Consider the following 17,983-nt stretch of genomic DNA (forward strand, 5'->3'; position numbering starts at 1 on the left):
AACGTTAAGGAGATCTGCGATGAATACCCCGATGGATGCGGATGTGGACGTGCTGGTGGTGGGGGCCGGTCCGACCGGGCTGACCCTCGGGGTGGACCTCGCCCGGCGCGGGGTGGACGCGCTGGTGGTGGAGCGGGCCGGCGCGCTGTTCCCCGGCTCTCGCGGCAAGGGCGTCCAGCCGCGCACCCAGGAGGTCTTCGACGACCTCGGCGTGCTGGACGCGATCCGCGCGGCCGGAGGCCCGTACCCGCCCCGGATGATCTGGCGGGACGGCGAACAGGTCGGCGTGCAAACGATGTTCGAGCCGGTGGAGGCGACCGAGGGCGCTCCTCACACCGACCCGCTGATGGTCGCCCAGTGGCGCACGCAGGAGGTGCTGCACGCCCGGCTGACGGAACTCGGCGGCCGGGTCGCCTTCGTCCGCGAACTGACCGGCCTGGAGCAGGACGCCGAGGGCGTGACGGCGCGGTTCGCGGACGGTACGGCGGTCCGCGCCCGGTATCTGGTGGCGGCCGACGGGGGCCGCTCGGCGGTGCGGCGCGCGGTGGGCGTCGGCATGACCGGGGAGACGGTCGACCCGAGCCCGTTCCTCGTCGCCGACGTACGGGTGTGCGGGCTGGACCGGGAGTACTGGCACGCCTTCCCCGGCGAGGACGGCACCGGCCTGATGCTGTGCCCGCTGGCCGGTACCGACGACTTCCAGCTCGCCGCGCGCCTGCCCGAGGGCGCGAGCGCGGACCTCTCCCTGGAGGGCCTGCGCAAGCTGGTCGGCGCCGGGACGCATCTGGACCCCGAGGACGTGACCGAGGTGCGCTGGGCCTCGGAGTTCCGGCCGCGGGCCGCGCTCGCGGACCGGTTCCGGGCGGGCCGGGTGTTCCTCGCCGGGGACGCGGCCCACGTCCACTCCCCGGCGGGCGGACAGGGCCTGAACACCAGCGTCCAGGACGCCTACAACCTGGGCTGGAAGCTGGGCGCGGTACTGCGCGACGGCGCCCCGGACGCCCTGCTGGACACCTACGAGGAGGAGCGCCGGGCGGTAGCCGCCGCGATGCTGGACCTCTCGACGGGCGTGCACCGGGGCGAGATCCAGCGGGGGAAGGCCACGGTCCAGCTCGGCCTGGGATACCCGGACTCCACCCTGAGCGAGGACACCCGGCCGGAGCCCACGGGCGTCCGCGCGGGCGACCGCGCCCCGGACGCCACGGTGGACGGCGTCCGCCTCTTCGACGCCTTCCGGGGCCCGCACTGGACCCTGCTGGGCGCCGAGCACCCCGGCATACGCTCGCTGCCCGCCGCGTACGGCCCCGGCGTGTTCCTGGTCCGCCCGGACGGATACGTGGGCTGGGCGGGCGACTCGGCCGAGGGCCTGGACGGCTACCTCACCCGTGTCGGCCTGGGCTGAACTACCCGGCCGCCAGCGACAGCTTCACCGCGAAGCCGAGGAAGAGCACCCCGGCCGCGGAGGTGGCCGTCGCCGAGAGCCGCCTGCGGCGGCGGAACGCGGCGGCCAGCTTGGTGCCGCTGAAGATCAGGGCGCTGAGGTAGAGGAAGCTGGCGATCTGGGCGAAGGCGCCGAGGACGACGAAGGACAGCGCGGGGTAGGCGTAGCCCGGATCGACGAACTGGACGAAGAAGGCCACGAAGAAAAGAATCGCCTTGGGGTTGAACAGGCTGACCACCAGCGCCCGCCGGAACGGCCGCTCGGCCTCCGGCGTCTCCTCGACGGCCTCCGCCACGACCGCCTCACGCCGGGTCCGCCACATCTGCCAGGCGGCTCGCAGCATCCCGACCGCCATCCAGGTCAGATAGCCCGCCCCGGCGTACTTCACGATCCCGAACAGCACGGCGTTGGCCTGCAACAGCGAGGCCACCCCGGCCGCGGACAACGTCATCAGCACGGTGTCCCCGCACCACACCCCGGCCGCCGCCGTGTACCCCGGCCTGATCCCCTTACGGGCGGCCACGGACAGCACGTACAGGGAGTTGGGCCCCGGAAGAAGAACGATGAGCAGCAGCCCGGCCAGGTAGGCGGGGAGATCGATGACGCCGAACATGAGAGCGAGTGTCGCATGCGCGGCGGCCACGGCTTGAGTCTGTCCAAACGCCGGACTCTGCGACTGCCCGGTGCCTACATTGAGTGCTCGGTCGGTGCGGTGCCAGGGGACGAACGGGGCGGTGCGAGGCGTGGGGTCGGTTGAGGATGGGCCTGCCCGGGCCCTTGAGCGCATTCAGGAATGCCGGGAGACAGGAGCGACCGAACTCGATCTCGCCAACCTGCGGCTGCGGTCGATACCAGCGGGGTTGGCCGACCTGACCCACCTCAGCGAATTGGATCTCGGCAACAACGAATTACGCGAGCTGCCTGAATGGCTCGGCGATCTTTCCGGACTCACCAGGCTGCTGCTCAACAGGAACCGCCTTCGCACCGTACCCGAATCCATCGGCAGACTGACGTGGCTCCAGGAACTGGACCTGGACTACAACCATCTGAATGCACTTCCGGACAGCCTGGGCAGCCTGATCAGGCTGAACACCCTCAGGCTCTACCGCAACAGGCTGACCGCCCTTCCAGACACTCTGCACAACCTCACCTCGCTCAAAGAACTACCACTCGGCTTCAACGCGTTGAGTTCCCTGCCCGACTGGTTTCCCAGGCTCACCGGTCTCACTGACGTGTGGCTCGAAGGCAACAGGCTTAGCGCGCTGCCCGAGGACATCGGCCGTTTGAGGTCACTGGAGTGGCTGTCGTTGTCCGGGAACGAACTGACTGAGCTGCCCACAAGCCTCGCCAACCTCAGCCGCCTGGGCAGCCTCAGCCTCGACGGAAACCCATTGTCCAGCCCGCCTCCCGAAGTAGTGGCCGCCGGAGCCCGCGCAGTGGTCACCTTCCTCGCCGCGACCCAGGAGGACTCCGTCCGCCAGTGGTCCTCCAAAGTCGTCGTGGTCGGCGAGGGCCGGGTCGGGAAGACCTCGCTGCTGCGTGCCCTGCGCGGGGAGGACCACAATCCGAACGAGGACAGCACGCACGGGCTGACCGTCGGCTCCCTGGACATGCCCCATCCGCATCCGCCCGCCGGCGAGCGCGTGGACATGCGGCTGAGCACCTGGGACTTCGGGGGCCAGGAGATCTACCACGCCACCCACCAGTTCTTCCTCACCGACCGCTCCCTCTTCCTCCTGCTGTGGGACGCGCAGATCGGCTGGGAGGGCAGCAAGCTGCACTACTGGCTCGACATGATCAAGGCCAGGGCCCCGCACGCCCCCGTCGTGCTGGTCGCCACCCACCTCGGCCCACGCCCCCCGGACCTGCCGCTGGACGAGCTGCGGGAAACGTATCCGGGGCTGATCGTGGAGAGCCTGAGCGCGGACAGTGCGAGCGGTGAGGGCGTGGAGGAGGTGCGCGAGGTCATCCGGCAGCAGGTGGCCCGGCTCCCCCTCATGGGCGTGACCTGGCCCCGCACCTGGCTGCGCGCCGCGGACGCCGTACGGGCGGCCGAGGACAAGCACATCACCCCCGAGGCGCTGGGCGGCCTGCTGGCGGAAGCCGGTGTCCGGGAACCGTCCCACCAGGCGTCGCTGACCGCCGCCCTGCACAGCCTCGGCGACCTCCTGCACTATCCGGACGACGAGGAGCTGTGCGATCTCGTCGTCCTGCGTCCCCAGTGGCTGACGGCCTACATCAGCCGCGTGCTGGACTCCGAGGACGTGCTCAACGAGGGCGGCCTGTTCCGGCACAGCTTCGGCAACACGCTCTGGCAGGACGTCGAGCGGTCGATGCGGCGGCACCTGATCCGGATGATGGAGAACTTCGACCTCTCGTACCGGACCGAGGACCGGAAGGCGAGCCTCGTGGTGGAACTGCTGCCGTGGAACGCCCCCTCCTACCAGGAGGACTGGAACTCCCCGGAGCGGCTGGAGCAGCGCGAGCTGCGGCTCAAGTACCGCCTGCACACGGTCCCGCCCGGCATCCCCACCTGGTTCATCGCCCGCGAGCACCGGTTCTCCACCCCCGTGCGCTGGCGCTCCGGCGCCCTGCTGAAGCATCCGGACGGCGTGCACGCCGCGCTGATCACCGTGGACCGGCACGCCAAGACCGCCGAGCTGCGCGTGCGGGGTTCGTACCCCCACGACTTCTTCGCGGTGCTCAAGGACGGCTTCGAGCAGACCCTCCAGCGCTATCCCGGCCTCGACATCACCCGTCTCGTGCCGTGTCCCCACCGCGGCGAGGACGGCACCGCCTGCCGTCACGAGTTCCGGCACGAGCAGTTGCGCGCGCGGCTGGACCGCCGTCCCCCGCTGGAGACCATCGAGTGTCCCGAGCATCTGGAGGAGGTCGAGGTCGCGTATCTGCTCCAGGGCATCGAGCGGCCGGCCGCCGACCAGATGGCCGGCCAGGTGCTGGAACGGCTCGACCGGCTGGAGATCGCCGGGCAGCGACGGCACGACGAGGTGCGCGGCGGCATCGAGCAGGCCCGTGCCGAGGTCTCGGCCATGGTGGCGGAGCAACAGCGCGGCTTCCTCGACGTGCTCCGTCGCGAACAGAGCCGGGCGGAGGCGGTCTGCCCGAGCGTGGTGTGGGTGCGGCGCGTGTCGCGCCGGGAGGCGGGCCACCGGTTCCGGCCGGGTGACGTCTTCCATCTGCACCTGTGCTGCGAGGCCCCCGGCGAATGGCACCTGCTGGAGGGGGTGGAGCCGTACGAGCTGCCCGCGAACTCGGAGTTCACGAACACGGTGCTGCCGTACGTGCATCACACGCTCAAGGTGCTGAAGTACGTCGTCCCCGTCTTCGGCGCCGCGCTCGGTACGGCCTCCGAGGACCTGAGCAAGGTGATGAAGGACGACCTGGAGCTCATGAAGGCTCTGCTGGACGGGCTGCCCGACGAGACCCGCAGGCAGCTCAGCGACCGGGAGTCGCGTTCGACGGTGATCGCGAACGACCATGCCGAGTACCGGGAGATGTTCGCCCTGCTCAAGCAGCTCGACCCGGAGGAGCGCTGGGGCGGGCTGAACAAGGTAACGACGCCCGAGGGGCCGACCTACTGGCTGTGCGCCGAGCACGCCCGCTTCTACCGGCAGGGGGGCCTCGGCGTGGGCACCGGCCGGGAGACGGTCGCGCTGCCCGCGCAGACGAGCGGCACATCCGCGCTGCCCGCACCGGGAGGTCAGAACGCGTCCACCGGCTGATACGTCCCCCACACCGAGCGGAGCGTGTCGCAGATCTCGCCCAGTGTCGCTCGGGCGCGCAGGGCGCGTTTCATGGGTGGGAGGACGTTGGACGTGCCCTCGGCGGCCTCGCGGAGGGCGAGCAGGGCCGTGTCGGTGGTGCGGGGGTCGCGGTGGGCGCGCAGGCGGGCCAGGCGGTCGCGCTGCTGGGTCTCCAGCGCGGGGTCGACGCGGAGGGGGGTGCAGGGCTCCTCCTCGTCCAGGCGGAAGCGGTTCACGCCGACCACCACCCGCTCCCCGGACTCGGTCTCGCGGGTGATCCGGTACGCGTTCCGCTCGATCTCGCCCTTCTGGAAGCCGAGTTCGATGGCCGCCTCCGCGCCGCCCAGCTCCTCGACCCGGCGCAGCAGCTCCAGCGCGGCCCGCTCCACGTCGTCGGTGAGCCGTTCCACCGCGTACGAGCCGGCGAAGGGGTCGACGGTCGCGGTCAGGTCGGTCTCGTGGGCCAGGACCTGCTGGGTGCGCAGGGCGAGGCGGGCGCTCGTGCCGGTGGGGAGGGCGATGGCCTCGTCGAAGGCGTTGGTGTGCAGGGACTGGGTGCCGCCCAGGACCGCGGCGAGCGCCTGCACGGCCACCCGGACCAGGTTCACCTCAGGCTGCTGCGCGGTGAGCTGGACGCCCGCCGTCTGGGTGTGGAAGCGCAGCATGCACGACCTGGGGTCGCGCGCCCCGAACTCCTCCCGCATGATCCGCGCCCACATCCGGCGCGCGGCACGGAACTTGGCGACCTCCTCCAGCAGGGTCGTACGCGCCACGAAGAAGAAGGACAGGCGCGGTGCGAAGTCGTCCACCTCCAGGCCGGCCGCGAGGGCGGCGCGGACGTAGGCGATGGCGTCGGCCAGCGTGAAGGCGATCTCCTGCGCGGGCGAGGCTCCGGCCTCGGCCATGTGGTAGCCGGAGATGGAGATGGTGTTCCAGCGGGGCAGCTCGCGCGCGCAGTACGCGAAGAGGTCGGAGGTGAGCCGGAGCGAGGGGCGGGGCGGGAAGATGTAGGTGCCGCGCGCGATGTACTCCTTGAGGATGTCGTTCTGGACGGTGCCGGTGAGACGGTCGCCCGGTATGCCGCGTTCCTCGGCCACCAGCTCGTACAGGAGCAGCAGTACGGCCGCCGGGGCGTTGATCGTCATCGAGGTGGAGACCCGGTCCAGCGGGATGCCGTCGAACACTTCCCGCATGTCCTCGACCGAGTCGACCGCCACGCCGACCCGGCCGACCTCGCCGTGCGCGAGGGGCGCGTCGGAGTCGTGGCCCATCTGGGTCGGCAGGTCGAAGGCGACCGACAGGCCGGTGACCCCGTGGGCGATCAGGTCCCGGTAGCGCGCGTTGGACTCGGCGGCGGTGCCGAAACCGGCGTACTGCCGCATGGTCCAGGGGCGGCCGGTGTACATGGTCGGGTACACGCCGCGGGTGTAGGGGTACGCGCCCGGTTCGCCCAGCTCGGTGGCGGGGTCCCAGCCCGCCAGTGCCCCGGGGCCGTAGACCGGCTCGACCGGCGTGCCCGACTCCGACTCTCGCGCCATGGCCTGCCTCCGGGAGAGGGATGCGCCCCCTCCCACGATGCCCCGTTGTTCGGCGGCGGGCGCGCGGGGGAAGCATCCCCGGCATGAGGATTCCGGGGAGAACCGCCGCCCTGCTCGCCTCGGCCGCCGCCGTCGCGGTGGCGCTCGCGGGGTGCGAGCCGCCCGAGGAGGGGGCCGACGGGAAGCCGCGCTACCCGGTCCGCTTCGACACCCCGTCCGCCCGCCCGCACACCCCGGCGGGCACGCGGGCGCTCTACTCGCGCGGGGACACCGGGGCGGGGGTGCGGGAGCTGCAGGCCCGGCTGCGGCAGGTCCAGTGGCTGTACGACGGCCCGACCGGGGAGTACGACGACCTCACCGAGAAGGCCGTCAGCGGGTTCCAGGGCAAGCGCGGGCTGCCGAGGACCGGACGCACGGACACCGTCACCTGGCAGCGGCTCCTGGCGATGACGCACCGGCCCGGCACGTGGGAGCTGTACCTGATGGGCGGCCAGCCGGCCGCCCCGCCCGACCCGCGCTGCCTGACCGGGCGGGTGCTGTGCGTGAGCAAGACCAGCCGCACCCTGCGCTGGATGATCGACGGCCGCACGCTCACCACCGTCTCGGTCCGCTTCGGCTCGCAGTACACCCCCACCCGCGAGGGTGTGTTCAGCATCTACTGGAAGTCCCGGCACCATGTGTCGACGCTCTACGACTCCCCCATGCCGTACGCCATGTTCTTCAGCGGCGGCCAGGCGATCCACTACTCCTACGACTTCGCGGCGCGCGGCTACGCGGGCGGCTCGCACGGCTGCGTGAACGTCCGGGACGAGGGGGCCATCGCCTCGCTCTTCGCCCAGGTGCGCGACGGCGACCGGGTCGTGGTCTCCAGGTGACGGCGGACCACCGGTCGAGTTGAGGGCGCGGGCGGGACCGGGGGAACGTGTCCCGCCCGCGCCGGTGCACGAGCCTGGAGGTACGGGGGGAACCCCGGCTCAGTGCGACGGCCGATGACCAGTCGGCTCACTCAGTACTGCGCCGCCCGGCGCGGAAACGTCACACCTTTCCGAAACAAATTTTCGGAACTCGCAAAGTCGCAGGTCAGAGGGGATCTGGCGGGCCGAGGGAAGGTTCAGGTGCGTCCGGGGACGCAGCGCATGGCCGTCGCCGCCCCGGCCGTCCCCGCCACTGCCGTCCCCGCTGCCGTCCCGGTCGCCGTTCCCGTCGCCGGAGCCGTCGTCGTGCCCTCCGTGGCCGTGCCCGCCGTCGTCGTCCGCGCCGCCGTCGTGGCCGCGGGTCCCGCCGTCCGTGTCCCGGTCGTCGTGGTCCCGGCCGGAGGCGTCCGACTCGACGGCCGTGAGCAGGGCCCGGCAGTACGAGGGAACCCGCGCCGGACCGCCCGCCAGACCCTCCAGGGTCCGTCTGTTCCGGTCCGCCGGTTCGCGCCCGAGGCGCAGGTCGCGGCAGGCCAGCGCGGCCGCCCACCAGCGGGTGCCGGGACGGCGGGACGGCTCGGCCGAGGCACGCCGGCCGGGGGACGCGGTGCGCTCGCCCGCGCTCCCGCCCCCGGCCTCGGCGCGGGAGTCGTCCGGCGCCGGGGCGCCGGGGGTGGCGTCCGGGGTGGCCGGGGTGGCGGGCGAGGGGGTCGGGGACGCCGGACCGCCGGAGCGGTCCGTGGTCGCGGCGCCGGAGACGGAGGCACCCGGCCGGGGGGTGCCGTGCCCGAACGGCCCGGGCAGCACCCCGCTGCCCGCGGCCACCGCGACCCCGCCCAGCGTGCAGGCGGCCAGCGCGGCGGCGAGCCCCAGCCGGACCGGCACACCCCAGCGGGCGCGGCGGGCGGGGACGGCGGCACCGATGCGGAACACCCCGGCGTCGGCGCCGTGGCCGGAAGCGCTCTGTGCGGGGACGGACTCACGCGCCTCCCGGAAGGCGGCCAACGCGGCCTTCTCTCCGGGAAGTTCCCCGGTGGCGGGGGCCGCCTGGGCGGCCAGTGAGCCGAGGAGTCCCGCGAGCCGGTCGGCCCGGTCCCGGACGTCCGCGCCGGCGCCGTCCAACGGCTCACCGCGCAGCAGGCGTTCCGACGTCTCGCCGTCCAGCCACTTGTCGTGCTCGTCGGCCATCACATGTCCTTCTGCGTCCGCGTACGCGGATGCGTCACACTCACGGACCTCTTCGCGCCACCGCGTGGCGTCCGCTGGGGCGGGAGCGCGTCGAGCCCTCCCGCCGAATCCGTCTCGGCGCCGAGCAGTTCGGCGAGCCGCTTCAGACCCCGGTGCGCGGCGGTGCGGACGGCACCCGCGCGCTTGCCGAGCGTCTCGGCGGCGGTCTTGGCGTCCAGGCCCACCACCACGCGCAGCACCACGGCCTCGGCCTGGTCCTGCGGGAGCCGGGCGATCAGGGAGAGGGTGCCGTCGGTGGCCAGGGCCTCCATGGCCTCACCGGCGGTGTCCGACTCCGCTGCCCGGCCGGTCAGTTCGGTCTCGTCGCCGCCGATCAGCGGGCGGCGGCCACGCATGCGTATGTGGTCCAGGGCGCGGTTGCGGGCTATCCGCGCCGCCCAGCCCCGGAACCGGTCCGCGTCGCCGTCGAACCGGTCGAGGTCGCGCGCGATCTGGAGCCACGCCTCGGAAGCGACATCCTCGGCGTCCAAGTCGCCCACCAGTGTGCGCACATAGCCGAGCAGCCGTGGATGCACCGCGCGGTACACCGTGCGGAACGCGGTCTCGTCCCCCGCCTGGGCCGCGCGCACCGCGGCCGTCAACTCCGCGTCGTCCCCCTGCACCGCACTCCCTTTACGCCCGTCCTCGGTCGGCGCGAAAGGCACGTTACGGCCTGAAACCGCTGCTCGTCCATGTCTGTGGAAGATGCAACTGACTCGTGACAAGGGCAGGGTGTGACACATGACGCAGTCATGACGCAGAAGGAGGTACGGACCGCCCCGCGGTCCGCACCACGCGACGGCCGGGGTCTCTCCTGTGGGGGGTGGCGGCCCCGGCCGTTGCCCTGGCGTCAGGGCGTCGCCCGCGCGCGTGACCCCGGGGGCCGGCGTGCGCGGCGCGGCGGAGGCCGCCTCCCGGCCGGTTCAGGACACGCCCGTCGCCTCCCGGCAGAGCCCCCGCAGCGATCCCTGGCCGGCGAAGGCCATCCGGGCCTCCTCCACCGGGTCCCACAGGCGCCCGTCCGGCGTGCGGAGCCAGTGCTCCTCGCCGGATGCCCACCACTCCCCGCCGGTCTGGCGGACGATCACCTCGCCCGCGTAGGCGCCGAAGCCGCGCAGGGCGCGGTCGACCGCCTCCAGCGGGGGCAGGTCGCGGCGTATCTCCTCGATCACCCGGTCCACCCGCCACAGGCTCCGGGGGGAGTAGTCGAGCCGGAGCCGGGCGCCCTCGCGCATGGTGGCCACCGCGTCCGCGGCCCACCGCACGGGCCGCGCCGCGGCGGAGGGGCGGTGCTCCGTCTGTGCTGTCTCGTACTGCGCTGTCGCAAACTGGGTCGTCACATAGGAGAAAGCGGTCCTGAGGGGCCCGGCGTAACACGATTCGGCGGTGTTACGGCAACCGGCGCAGGACCGCCCCACCGCGCTCCCAGGACGGACACAGAACCCGCCCCAGGATCGGGTTTTAACCTCCCGAGGCCGCTCAGCCGCGTCCGCGGGCCCGCCGCGACACCACCGCGCGCAGCACTCTGCGCCCCTCCCCGGAGACGTCCAGGGCGCGCCGCAGCCCCTGCGGGCCGTGCTCGGCGAGGAGCTGGAGGACGACCGTCTGCCGTGCCAGCTCGGCGGCGACCAGCGGCGGCGCCTCGTCCGCCCCGTCGGCGCCCCGGACCGCCCGGTCGTCCTCCGCCGCGGGCACACCCCCGGACGGCTCGGACGGCCCGGCGGGATCGGCGGGGTCCGCGGGATCGGCGGGGTCCAGCAGGCGGTGCAGGCGCAGCGAGGCCAGCGAGCAGGCGTCGGCCCAGGCGCGCAGCGCCTCGCCGGTCCGCTCGGCCGGAGCCGACTCCAGCATCCCCCGGGCCAGCCGCTCGGCCTCGTCCGCACCGGGGTCCGCCGGACCGAGCGCAGCGCGCGCCTTGTCCAGGCTCGCGGACCAGTCGGAGTCGTCCACGAGGTGCGCCCACAGCGGGCGCAGCAACTCGTCGTCCTCGACGAGCAGGGAAACGCACCGATCCGAACAAGCCAGTCCGCTCGCGGCAAGCCCGCGTGCGTCGGCCTGCGCGATCAGATCCACCAGGCTCATGGAATTCCTCCCTCGCCTGGGCACCGCCTGTACGGAGCCCGCATTTCCCCTTACTGCGTGCGACGGGCCCGGAGTGTCACAGTCACCGTTTTTCAGCCAAGAGCGGCGGACGGCAGCAGCGGCCCCCCGAGAGCCTTCTCGTGCTGCATCCGGCTCAGCCTCAGGACCACCACGGCGGCGGACACGGCGGCGGCGAGGTCGATGGCGTCCGCCGCGGCGAGCACCCCCCAGCGGGAGTCCACGCGAAGCAGCCGGTCGACGACCAGACCGGCCACCCACAGCGTCCACCACAGGTCGACCAGCCCGTGCCCGGCCGGCCGGCCCTGCGGCGCGCTGGCGTCCCACGCGTCCAGCACGACCCTGCGCGGGAACCAGAGGTTCACGACCGGGACGAACCAGCCGCCGATCGTCCACCACCGCGCTTTGCTCTGCGAACTCGCGTCGAAGACCTCGGCGTTGGCCCGCACCCGCCACAGCCAGCGCAGGTAGACGACGGCCGTGGCGGCCATCAGTCCCCCCTGCGCGATGCCGACCGCCGCCGTCACCCGGCCGGACGGCGGCCGCAAGTCGAGCCAGAGCGCGACCAGGTCGACGGCGCCGGCCAGCCCGAGCATCACCACCGTCGCCCGCCCCAGCCCCACCGGCGACCGCAGCGGCGGCCCCGGCGGCACGAAGGGCGCGAAGGAGTCGGCCGGCGCGCAGCGGGCGCACCGCGTCTCCCCGGTGACGGCCTCGTTGCTGTGGCAACTGGCGCAGATCATGGCGGTGTTCCCCCCGTACGACGTCAAAAGGCGTACGCGGCCCTCCCCAGAGCCGCGTACACACGAGCGAACACGAAAACCTACGTGCTACGCCCCCATCCGTCTATCCGGCTACTCAACCGAGGTTGTTCGCCAGCTCCTTGAACGCGGGCCAGGACAGCGGCGGTTGCCCCGGGTCCCAGAGCTTCTGCACGGTGGCCCGCAGCGGCATCCGGATGCCGGACGCGACCTGGCTCTCGGTCTGCGCGTTCGGGAAGTCGCACCACACCGCGAAGGAGCCGCCGAGGATCTGGCCGTCGTACCGGGCCGGGACCGGGCTGGTGCCCCGGATCACGCGCGGGGTCCACTGCTCGTAGATCCGCTGCCCGGTCGGGTAGACGAAGGCGTTCGGCTCTCCGAGGACGTAGTACAGGTACTCGTCGTTGTAGTTGTAGACCTCGCGGCCCGCGCTCAGGTAGTCCACCGGAGGCCGGGCGCCGATCTCCTTGCCGGTCCAGTAGGCGACCTGGATGTCCTTGGCGGGCTGGACCGAGGAGTCGCGCAGGAAGCCGTCGTTCCACGCGCGCATGGTGCGGTCGTGGGCCCGGATGGTGTCCGCGCGGCCGTTCAGCCAGCCGGTGGTGAGGTCGGCGACGTTGCCGTCGGCGCCGTAGGCGTCGCGGGCGGCCGCGGCGAGCTGCGGGTAGGACGCCTCAGGATCAGGTACGACCAGCGCCTGGTACTCGTCGCCGCCCAGGTTCCACTTGCGGCCCGGGAACAGGTCCGCGTACTCGTCGAGCAGATCGTCGACGATCTTCGCGGACTCGGGCTTGGAGATGTCGATCGCGCCGCGCGTCGCCTTGCCGTTGACGTTGCGGAGCTGGAGGTCGGGGTGGGCGGCGATGACCGCGCCCAGGTGCCCCGGCGAGTCGATCTCGGGCACGATCTGGATGTGCCGGGCGGCCGCCAGGTCGACGATCTTCTTGACCTGCGCCTTGGTGAGATGGTCCTTGGAGACGATCTCCGGGTGGCTGTCCGACTGGATGCGGAACGCCTGGTCGTCCGAGAAGTGCAGGCCCAGCTCGTTGTACTTCAGATCGCCCAGCTCGCGTATCCGGTCCTCGATCCAGGTCTCGGAGAACGGCTTGCGCGCGATGTCGAGCATGAAGCCGCGGGACTGCTTGGCGGGCTCGTCCCTGACGACGCCCTCGGGCGCGGTGCCGCCGCCGTGGACCTCCTGTTTCAGGGTCCGGGTGCCGTAGAAGACACCCGCCTCGGCCGGCCCCTTTATGTCGACCCGGCCGTCGCGCACGGTCATGGTGTACGACTCCGGGTTGCCGCTCCCGCCGAGGCCGAGCCGGATGTCGCCGGCCCGCGTGTCGTTCTTCTCGCCGCCGTACGCAAGGCCCAGCTCACCGGCGACGAGCTTGCCCTCGTCGGCCAGGTCCGGGTCGGTGACGATCACCCGCCCGCCGTCCCCCGGCTTCCAGCCGGGCCCCCGGGCCGCGGTGTGCTCGCGCACCGCGGGGATGGTCTGCGGCGCCCTCGACATGGGGTACGAGCGGCTGGGCGACGGGGTCGGCGTGCCGGCCTGCCGGGAGGCGCCGACCGCGCCCGCCTCCGAGCCCCCACCGGAACCACCCCCTCCGGATGCTGCCCACACTCCGACGCCCACCCCGGTCACCACGGTCCCGACGACCGCGGCGGCCATGAGGGCCCGCTTCCGTTCGAGCTGCCGTGCCGAAGCACGGTGTCTGTGCTGGCTCACACTCCCAACGTACGACCGATACGCCGATCTTTCGTCACCGAGCCGTTCCGAAACTCTCCCGTCCGAGTGAAATTCGGGCATCCGTCGGACACACAGTGACCACTCTCGATAACGTGTCGGCACATCCTTCACAGCACCCCCTGCCATCACGGCTCCCCCCTGCCGCATCTCAGTGACGCGAGGACCCACGCTGCCTGCGCACCGTTCGCCGTATCTCCCCACCCCGCTCGACGCCTTCAACCTGGCGCCGGCCGAGGAGGCCCGCGCGCTGCTCCTGCGCTGCCTGCGCAACGCCCGCTGGGCGCACCGGCTCGCCGAGCACCGCCCCTATCCCGACCTGGGCGCCCTGCTGGCGGCGGCGGACGAGGCGGCCTACGACCTGCGGGTCGTCGACCTGGCCGACGCCCTGGCGGGCGAGTCCCTGCCCGAGCTGCCCGAGGACACCTACTCCGCCGCCCACACGGCGCTGAGCGCGGCACACGCCGCCTACGAGGCCCGCTTCGGGCACGTGTTCGTCATCGCGCCGGGCGGCTCCTCACCCCAGGAAGCGCTGGACCGTGTCCTGGAGGGAATCCGGTCACGATTGGCGAACGATCCCGAGGACGAGCGCGTGGTCGCCGCCGAGGAACTGCGGGGCCTGGCCCGGCACCGCCTCGCCGCCCACCTGGGCTCCGCGGGCACCCGCGCGACCAGCCACTACGCGCCCCGGCCCGGCGTATAGCGGGCGAACCGTCCCGGATGCGCACGAGCCGGGAGCACGGAACCGGCCGGATCACCCGAAACAGGCCCCCCGTCGGCCGCACCGCACCTCATGGATACGATGCTGAGGGCCGGTGGACCGTACCCGGCCGGGCCCGACCGACAGTGAAGCCGGCGCGGCCCTAGTCCCCGCATCCGGAGGGTTCTTCCGTGCCGGCTGGAACGCTGTACCGCGGCCGGGAAGGTATGTGGTCCTGGGTGGCTCATCGAGTCACCGGCGTCCTCATCTTCTTCTTCCTGTTCGTTCACGTGCTGGACACCGCTCTCGTGCGTGTCTCCCCCGAGGACTACGACAAGGTCGTAGCCACGTACAAGACCCCGATCGTCGCGCTGCTGGAGTACGGCCTCGTGGCCGCCATCCTCTTCCACGCGCTCAACGGTCTGCGCGTCATCGCCGTCGACTTCTGGTCGAAGGGCCCGCGCTACCAGAAGCAGATGCTGTGGAGCGTCCTCGGCGTCTGGATCATCCTGATGGCCGGCGCCCTGTACCCGGTCCTCGGCCACGCCGCTCGTGTCCTGTTCGGGAGCTGACGCCGATGTCCACCTCTGAGATCAATCTGACGGGCTCCTCCGCGGACGCCGCCGAGGACGCCTACGCGCTCTCGCTCGACGCCCCGCGCTCGCGCACCCGTACCAAGAAGACCCCGAAGTCCACGCGCGGCAACTTCGAGATGGTCGCGTGGCTCTTCATGCGCCTGTCCGGCATCGTGCTGGTCGTCCTGGTCCTCGGCCACCTGCTGATCCAGCTCGTGCTGGACGGCGGTGTCTCCAAGATCGGCTTCGCCTTCGTGGCCGGCCGCTGGGCGTCCCCGTTCTGGCAGGTCTGGGACCTGCTGATGCTGTGGCTGGCCATGCTGCACGGCGCGAACGGCCTGCGCACGGTCATCAACGACTACGCGGAGCGCGTGAACACCCGCCTGTGGCTCAAGGGCCTGCTCTACACGGCCACGGTGTTCACCATCCTGCTGGGCACGCTGGTGATCTTCACCTTCGACCCGAACATCCGCTAGGCACGGGGCTGCGAGAATCATGAAGATCCACAAGTACGACACCGTCATCGTCGGCGCCGGTGGCGCGGGCATGCGCGCGGCCATCGAGTCCACCAAGCGCAGCCGCACCGCCGTGCTGACCAAGCTCTACCCCACCCGCTCCCACACGGGCGCCGCGCAGGGCGGCATGGCCGCCGCGCTGGCCAACGTGGAGGAGGACAACTGGGAGTGGCACACCTTCGACACGGTCAAGGGCGGTGACTACCTGGTCGACCAGGACGCCGCCGAGATCCTGGCGAAGGAGGCCATCGACGCCGTCCTCGACCTGGAGAAGATGGGCCTGCCGTTCAACCGGACGCCGGACGGCACCATCGACCAGCGCCGCTTCGGCGGTCACTCGCGCAACCACGGCGAGGCCCCGGTCCGCCGGTCCTGCTACGCCGCGGACCGCACCGGCCACATGATCCTCCAGACGCTGTACCAGAACTGCGTCAAGGAGGGTGTGGAGTTCTTCAACGAGTTCTACGTCCTGGACCAGCTCATCACCGAGGTCGACGGCGTCAAGACGTCCGCCGGTGTGGTGGCGTACGAGCTGGCCACCGGCGAGATCCACGTCTTCCAGGCGAAGTCCGTGATCTACGCGTCCGGCGGCACGGGCAAGTTCTTCAAGGTGACGTCGAACGCGCACACCCTGACCGGTGACGGCCAGGCCGCGTGCTTCCGCCGGGGCCTGCCGCTGGAGGACATGGAGTTCTTCCAGTTCCACCCGACCGGCATCTGGCGCATGGGCATCCTGCTGACGGAGGGCGCCCGCGGTGAGGGCGGCATCCTCCGCAACAAGGACGGCGAGCGCTTCATGGAGAAGTACGCGCCCGTCATGAAGGACCTCGCGTCCCGTGACGTCGTCTCGCGATCCATCTACACGGAGATCCGCGAGGGCCGGGGCTGCGGTCCCGAGGGCGACCACGTCTACCTCGACCTCACGCACCTCCCGCCGGAGCAGCTGGACGCCAAGCTCCCGGACATCACCGAGTTCGCGCGCACCTACCTGGGCATCGAGCCGTACACGGACCCGATCCCGATCCAGCCCACCGCGCACTACGCCATGGGCGGCATCCCGACCAACGTCGAGGGTGAGGTCCTCTCGGACAACACCACCGTCGTGCCGGGTCTGTACGCGGCCGGCGAGGTCGCCTGTGTCTCCGTGCACGGCGCCAACCGCCTGGGCACCAACTCGCTGCTGGACATCAACGTGTTCGGCCGCCGCGCGGGCATCGCCGCCGCCGACTACGCCCACACGGTCGACTTCGTGGAGATGCCGGAGAACCCGGCCGCGATGGTCGTCGCGCAGATCGAGCGGCTGCGGGACGCCACCGGCACCGAGCGGGTGGCCGACATCCGCCGGGATCTGCAGGAGACCATGGACGCCAACGTCATGGTGTTCCGCACCGAGCAGACGATCAAGACGGCGGTCGAGAAGATCGCCGAGCTGCGCGAGCGGTACCAGAACGTGTCGATCCAGGACAAGGGCAAGCGGTTCAACACGGACCTGCTGGAGGCCATCGAGCTGGGCAACCTGCTGGAGCTGGCCGAGGTCATGGCGGTCTCCGCGCTGGCCCGCAAGGAGTCCCGCGGCGGTCACTACCGCGAGGACTACCCGAACCGCGACGACGTCAACTTCATGCGTCACACGATGGCGTACCGCGAGGTGGGCGACGACGGCTCGGAGACCGTGCGTCTCGACTACAAGCCGGTCGTCCAGACCCGCTACCAGCCGATGGAGCGTAAGTACTGATGGCTACCCCTGTTCTGGACAAGGCCGAGGCGGCGTCCGCCGCTTCCCCCTACATCACGGTCACCCTCCGCATCCGCCGGTTCAACCCGGAGGTCTCGCCGGAGCACCACTGGGAAGACTTCCAGCTGGAGATGGACCCCAAGGAGCGCGTCCTCGACGGGCTCAACAAGATCAAGTGGGACCACGACGGCACGCTGACGTTCCGCCGTTCCTGCGCCCACGGCATCTGCGGGTCCGACGCGATGCGGATCAACGGCAAGAACCGTCTGGCCTGCAAGACGCTGATCAAGGACGTCAACCCCGATAAGCCGATCACGGTCGAGCCCATCAAGGGCCTGACCGCGCTCAAGGACCTCGTGGTCGACATGGAGCCGTTCTTCCAGGCGTACCGGGACGTCATGCCGTTCCTGGTCACCAACGACACCAACGAGCCGACCCGTGAGCGGCTGCAGACCGCGGAGGACCGCGAGCGGTTCGACGACACCACGAAGTGCATCCTGTGCGCCGCGTGCACCTCGTCGTGCCCGGTGTTCTGGAACGACGGCCAGTACTTCGGCCCGGCCGCGATCGTGAACGCGCACCGCTTCATCTTCGACAGCCGTGACGACGCGGGCGAGCAGCGCCTGGAGATCCTCAACGACCGCGACGGCGTGTGGCGCTGCCGCACGACCTTCAACTGCACGGACGCCTGCCCGCGCGGCATCGAGGTCACGAAGGCGATCCAGGAAGTGAAGCGGGCACTGATCACGCGCCGCTTCTGAGATCCGTCCCCGACGGTTTCGAGGGCCCCGTTCCGGTTTCCGGGACGGGGCCCTCTGGCGTCTGTGGACACGTCCGGGTGAAGGAACGTACGGCACCCACCGCATCCACTCCCCCGGCGAGACCATCACCCTGCCCGACTCCATCGGGGCGAAGGTCACCCTGGACGTGGCCGCGATCATCGAGGCGGGATGCCCTCGTCGCTAA

Annotated in this window: 15 protein-coding genes and 2 pseudogenes; 9 read left to right on the forward strand and 8 right to left on the reverse strand. The window is 71.6% G+C overall.

What is annotated here, in order from left to right; genetic code table 11:
• Positions 1 to 19 precede the first annotated feature (19 nt).
• On the forward strand, positions 20 to 1,402 hold the full coding sequence (locus ABZ898_RS16525) for an FAD-dependent oxidoreductase (protein WP_361658514.1): 1,383 nt from the start codon (positions 20 to 22) through the stop codon (positions 1,400 to 1,402).
• A gap of 1 nt (position 1,403) precedes the next feature.
• Here the strand turns inward: ABZ898_RS16525 and leuE are convergent, their stop codons facing one another.
• On the reverse strand, positions 1,404 to 2,054 hold the full coding sequence (gene leuE, locus ABZ898_RS16530) for a leucine efflux protein LeuE (RefSeq protein WP_361658517.1): 651 nt from the start codon (positions 2,052 to 2,054) through the stop codon (positions 1,404 to 1,406).
• Between the two features lie 130 nt (positions 2,055 to 2,184).
• On the opposite strand from leuE, the gene ABZ898_RS16535 reads away from it, so the two are divergent.
• The gene (locus ABZ898_RS16535) at positions 2,185 to 5,184 is read left to right on the forward strand and encodes a COR domain-containing protein (protein WP_361658520.1); all 3,000 of its coding nucleotides are present in this window, start codon (positions 2,185 to 2,187) and stop codon (positions 5,182 to 5,184) included.
• Here ABZ898_RS16535 and ABZ898_RS16540 read toward each other — a convergent pair.
• Entirely contained in the window at positions 5,163 to 6,743 is a 1,581-nt protein-coding gene (locus ABZ898_RS16540; protein ID WP_361658523.1) for a methylmalonyl-CoA mutase family protein, read from the reverse strand. The genes ABZ898_RS16535 and ABZ898_RS16540 overlap by 22 nt on opposite strands.
• An 83-nt stretch (positions 6,744 to 6,826) precedes the next feature.
• Here ABZ898_RS16540 and ABZ898_RS16545 point away from each other — a divergent pair, with 83 nt between their 5' ends.
• Positions 6,827 to 7,618 (forward strand): L,D-transpeptidase family protein, encoded by a 792-nt coding sequence (locus ABZ898_RS16545; RefSeq protein WP_361658526.1) that lies wholly within the window; start codon positions 6,827 to 6,829, stop codon positions 7,616 to 7,618.
• 99 nt (positions 7,619 to 7,717) lie between these two features.
• On the opposite strand, the gene ABZ898_RS16550 is transcribed toward ABZ898_RS16545, so the two are convergent.
• From ABZ898_RS16550 to ABZ898_RS16575, 6 genes are all read right to left on the reverse strand, one after another.
• A complete protein-coding gene (locus tag ABZ898_RS16550) occupies positions 7,718 to 8,845 on the reverse strand; it encodes a hypothetical protein (protein WP_361658529.1) in 1,128 nt (375 codons plus the stop codon).
• Complete coding sequence (locus ABZ898_RS16555; RefSeq protein ID WP_361658532.1) at positions 8,845 to 9,507, reverse strand: RNA polymerase sigma factor; 663 nt, start codon at positions 9,505 to 9,507, stop codon at positions 8,845 to 8,847. Before ABZ898_RS16555 ends, ABZ898_RS16550 begins: the two co-directional genes overlap by 1 nt.
• A gap of 300 nt (positions 9,508 to 9,807) precedes the next feature.
• Complete coding sequence (locus ABZ898_RS16560; RefSeq protein WP_361658535.1) at positions 9,808 to 10,224, reverse strand: hypothetical protein; 417 nt, start codon at positions 10,222 to 10,224, stop codon at positions 9,808 to 9,810.
• Between the two features lie 139 nt (positions 10,225 to 10,363).
• Complete coding sequence (locus tag ABZ898_RS16565; protein WP_361658537.1) at positions 10,364 to 10,966, reverse strand: hypothetical protein; 603 nt, start codon at positions 10,964 to 10,966, stop codon at positions 10,364 to 10,366.
• Positions 10,967 to 11,058: 92 nt separating this feature from the next.
• A complete protein-coding gene (locus ABZ898_RS16570) occupies positions 11,059 to 11,727 on the reverse strand; it encodes a DUF4328 domain-containing protein (protein ID WP_361658540.1) in 669 nt (222 codons plus the stop codon).
• 115 nt (positions 11,728 to 11,842) lie between these two features.
• Positions 11,843 to 13,417, reverse strand: coding sequence for a glycoside hydrolase family 20 protein (locus ABZ898_RS16575; RefSeq protein ID WP_361658990.1), 1,575 nt, complete (start codon positions 13,415 to 13,417; stop codon positions 11,843 to 11,845).
• Between the two features lie 229 nt (positions 13,418 to 13,646).
• On the opposite strand from ABZ898_RS16575, the gene ABZ898_RS16580 reads away from it, so the two are divergent.
• From ABZ898_RS16580 to ABZ898_RS16605, 6 genes and pseudogenes are all read left to right on the forward strand, one after another.
• Positions 13,647 to 14,195 carry a 2-oxo-4-hydroxy-4-carboxy-5-ureidoimidazoline decarboxylase gene (locus ABZ898_RS16580; RefSeq protein ID WP_361658543.1) on the forward strand — a complete coding sequence of 183 codons (549 nt, stop codon included), beginning with the start codon at positions 13,647 to 13,649 and terminating at the stop codon, positions 14,193 to 14,195.
• A 188-nt stretch (positions 14,196 to 14,383) separates the two neighbouring features.
• On the forward strand, positions 14,384 to 14,764 hold the full coding sequence (gene sdhC / locus ABZ898_RS16585) for a succinate dehydrogenase, cytochrome b556 subunit (protein ID WP_037774792.1): 381 nt from the start codon (positions 14,384 to 14,386) through the stop codon (positions 14,762 to 14,764).
• Between the two features lie 98 nt (positions 14,765 to 14,862).
• Positions 14,863 to 15,243, forward strand: a pseudogene (locus ABZ898_RS16590) (succinate dehydrogenase hydrophobic membrane anchor subunit); the annotation flags it as partial.
• Between the two features lie 19 nt (positions 15,244 to 15,262).
• Positions 15,263 to 17,017 (forward strand): succinate dehydrogenase flavoprotein subunit, encoded by a 1,755-nt coding sequence (gene sdhA / locus ABZ898_RS16595; protein ID WP_361658546.1) that lies wholly within the window; start codon positions 15,263 to 15,265, stop codon positions 17,015 to 17,017.
• Complete coding sequence (locus ABZ898_RS16600; RefSeq protein WP_361658549.1) at positions 17,017 to 17,778, forward strand: succinate dehydrogenase iron-sulfur subunit; 762 nt, start codon at positions 17,017 to 17,019, stop codon at positions 17,776 to 17,778. Before sdhA ends, ABZ898_RS16600 begins: the two co-directional genes overlap by 1 nt.
• Before the next feature lie 88 nt (positions 17,779 to 17,866).
• Positions 17,867 to 17,983, forward strand: a pseudogene (locus tag ABZ898_RS16605) (Uma2 family endonuclease); the annotation flags it as partial.

The organism is Streptomyces sp. NPDC046860, assembly GCF_040645115.1.
Classification (GTDB): Bacteria; Actinomycetota; Actinomycetes; order Streptomycetales; family Streptomycetaceae; genus Streptomyces.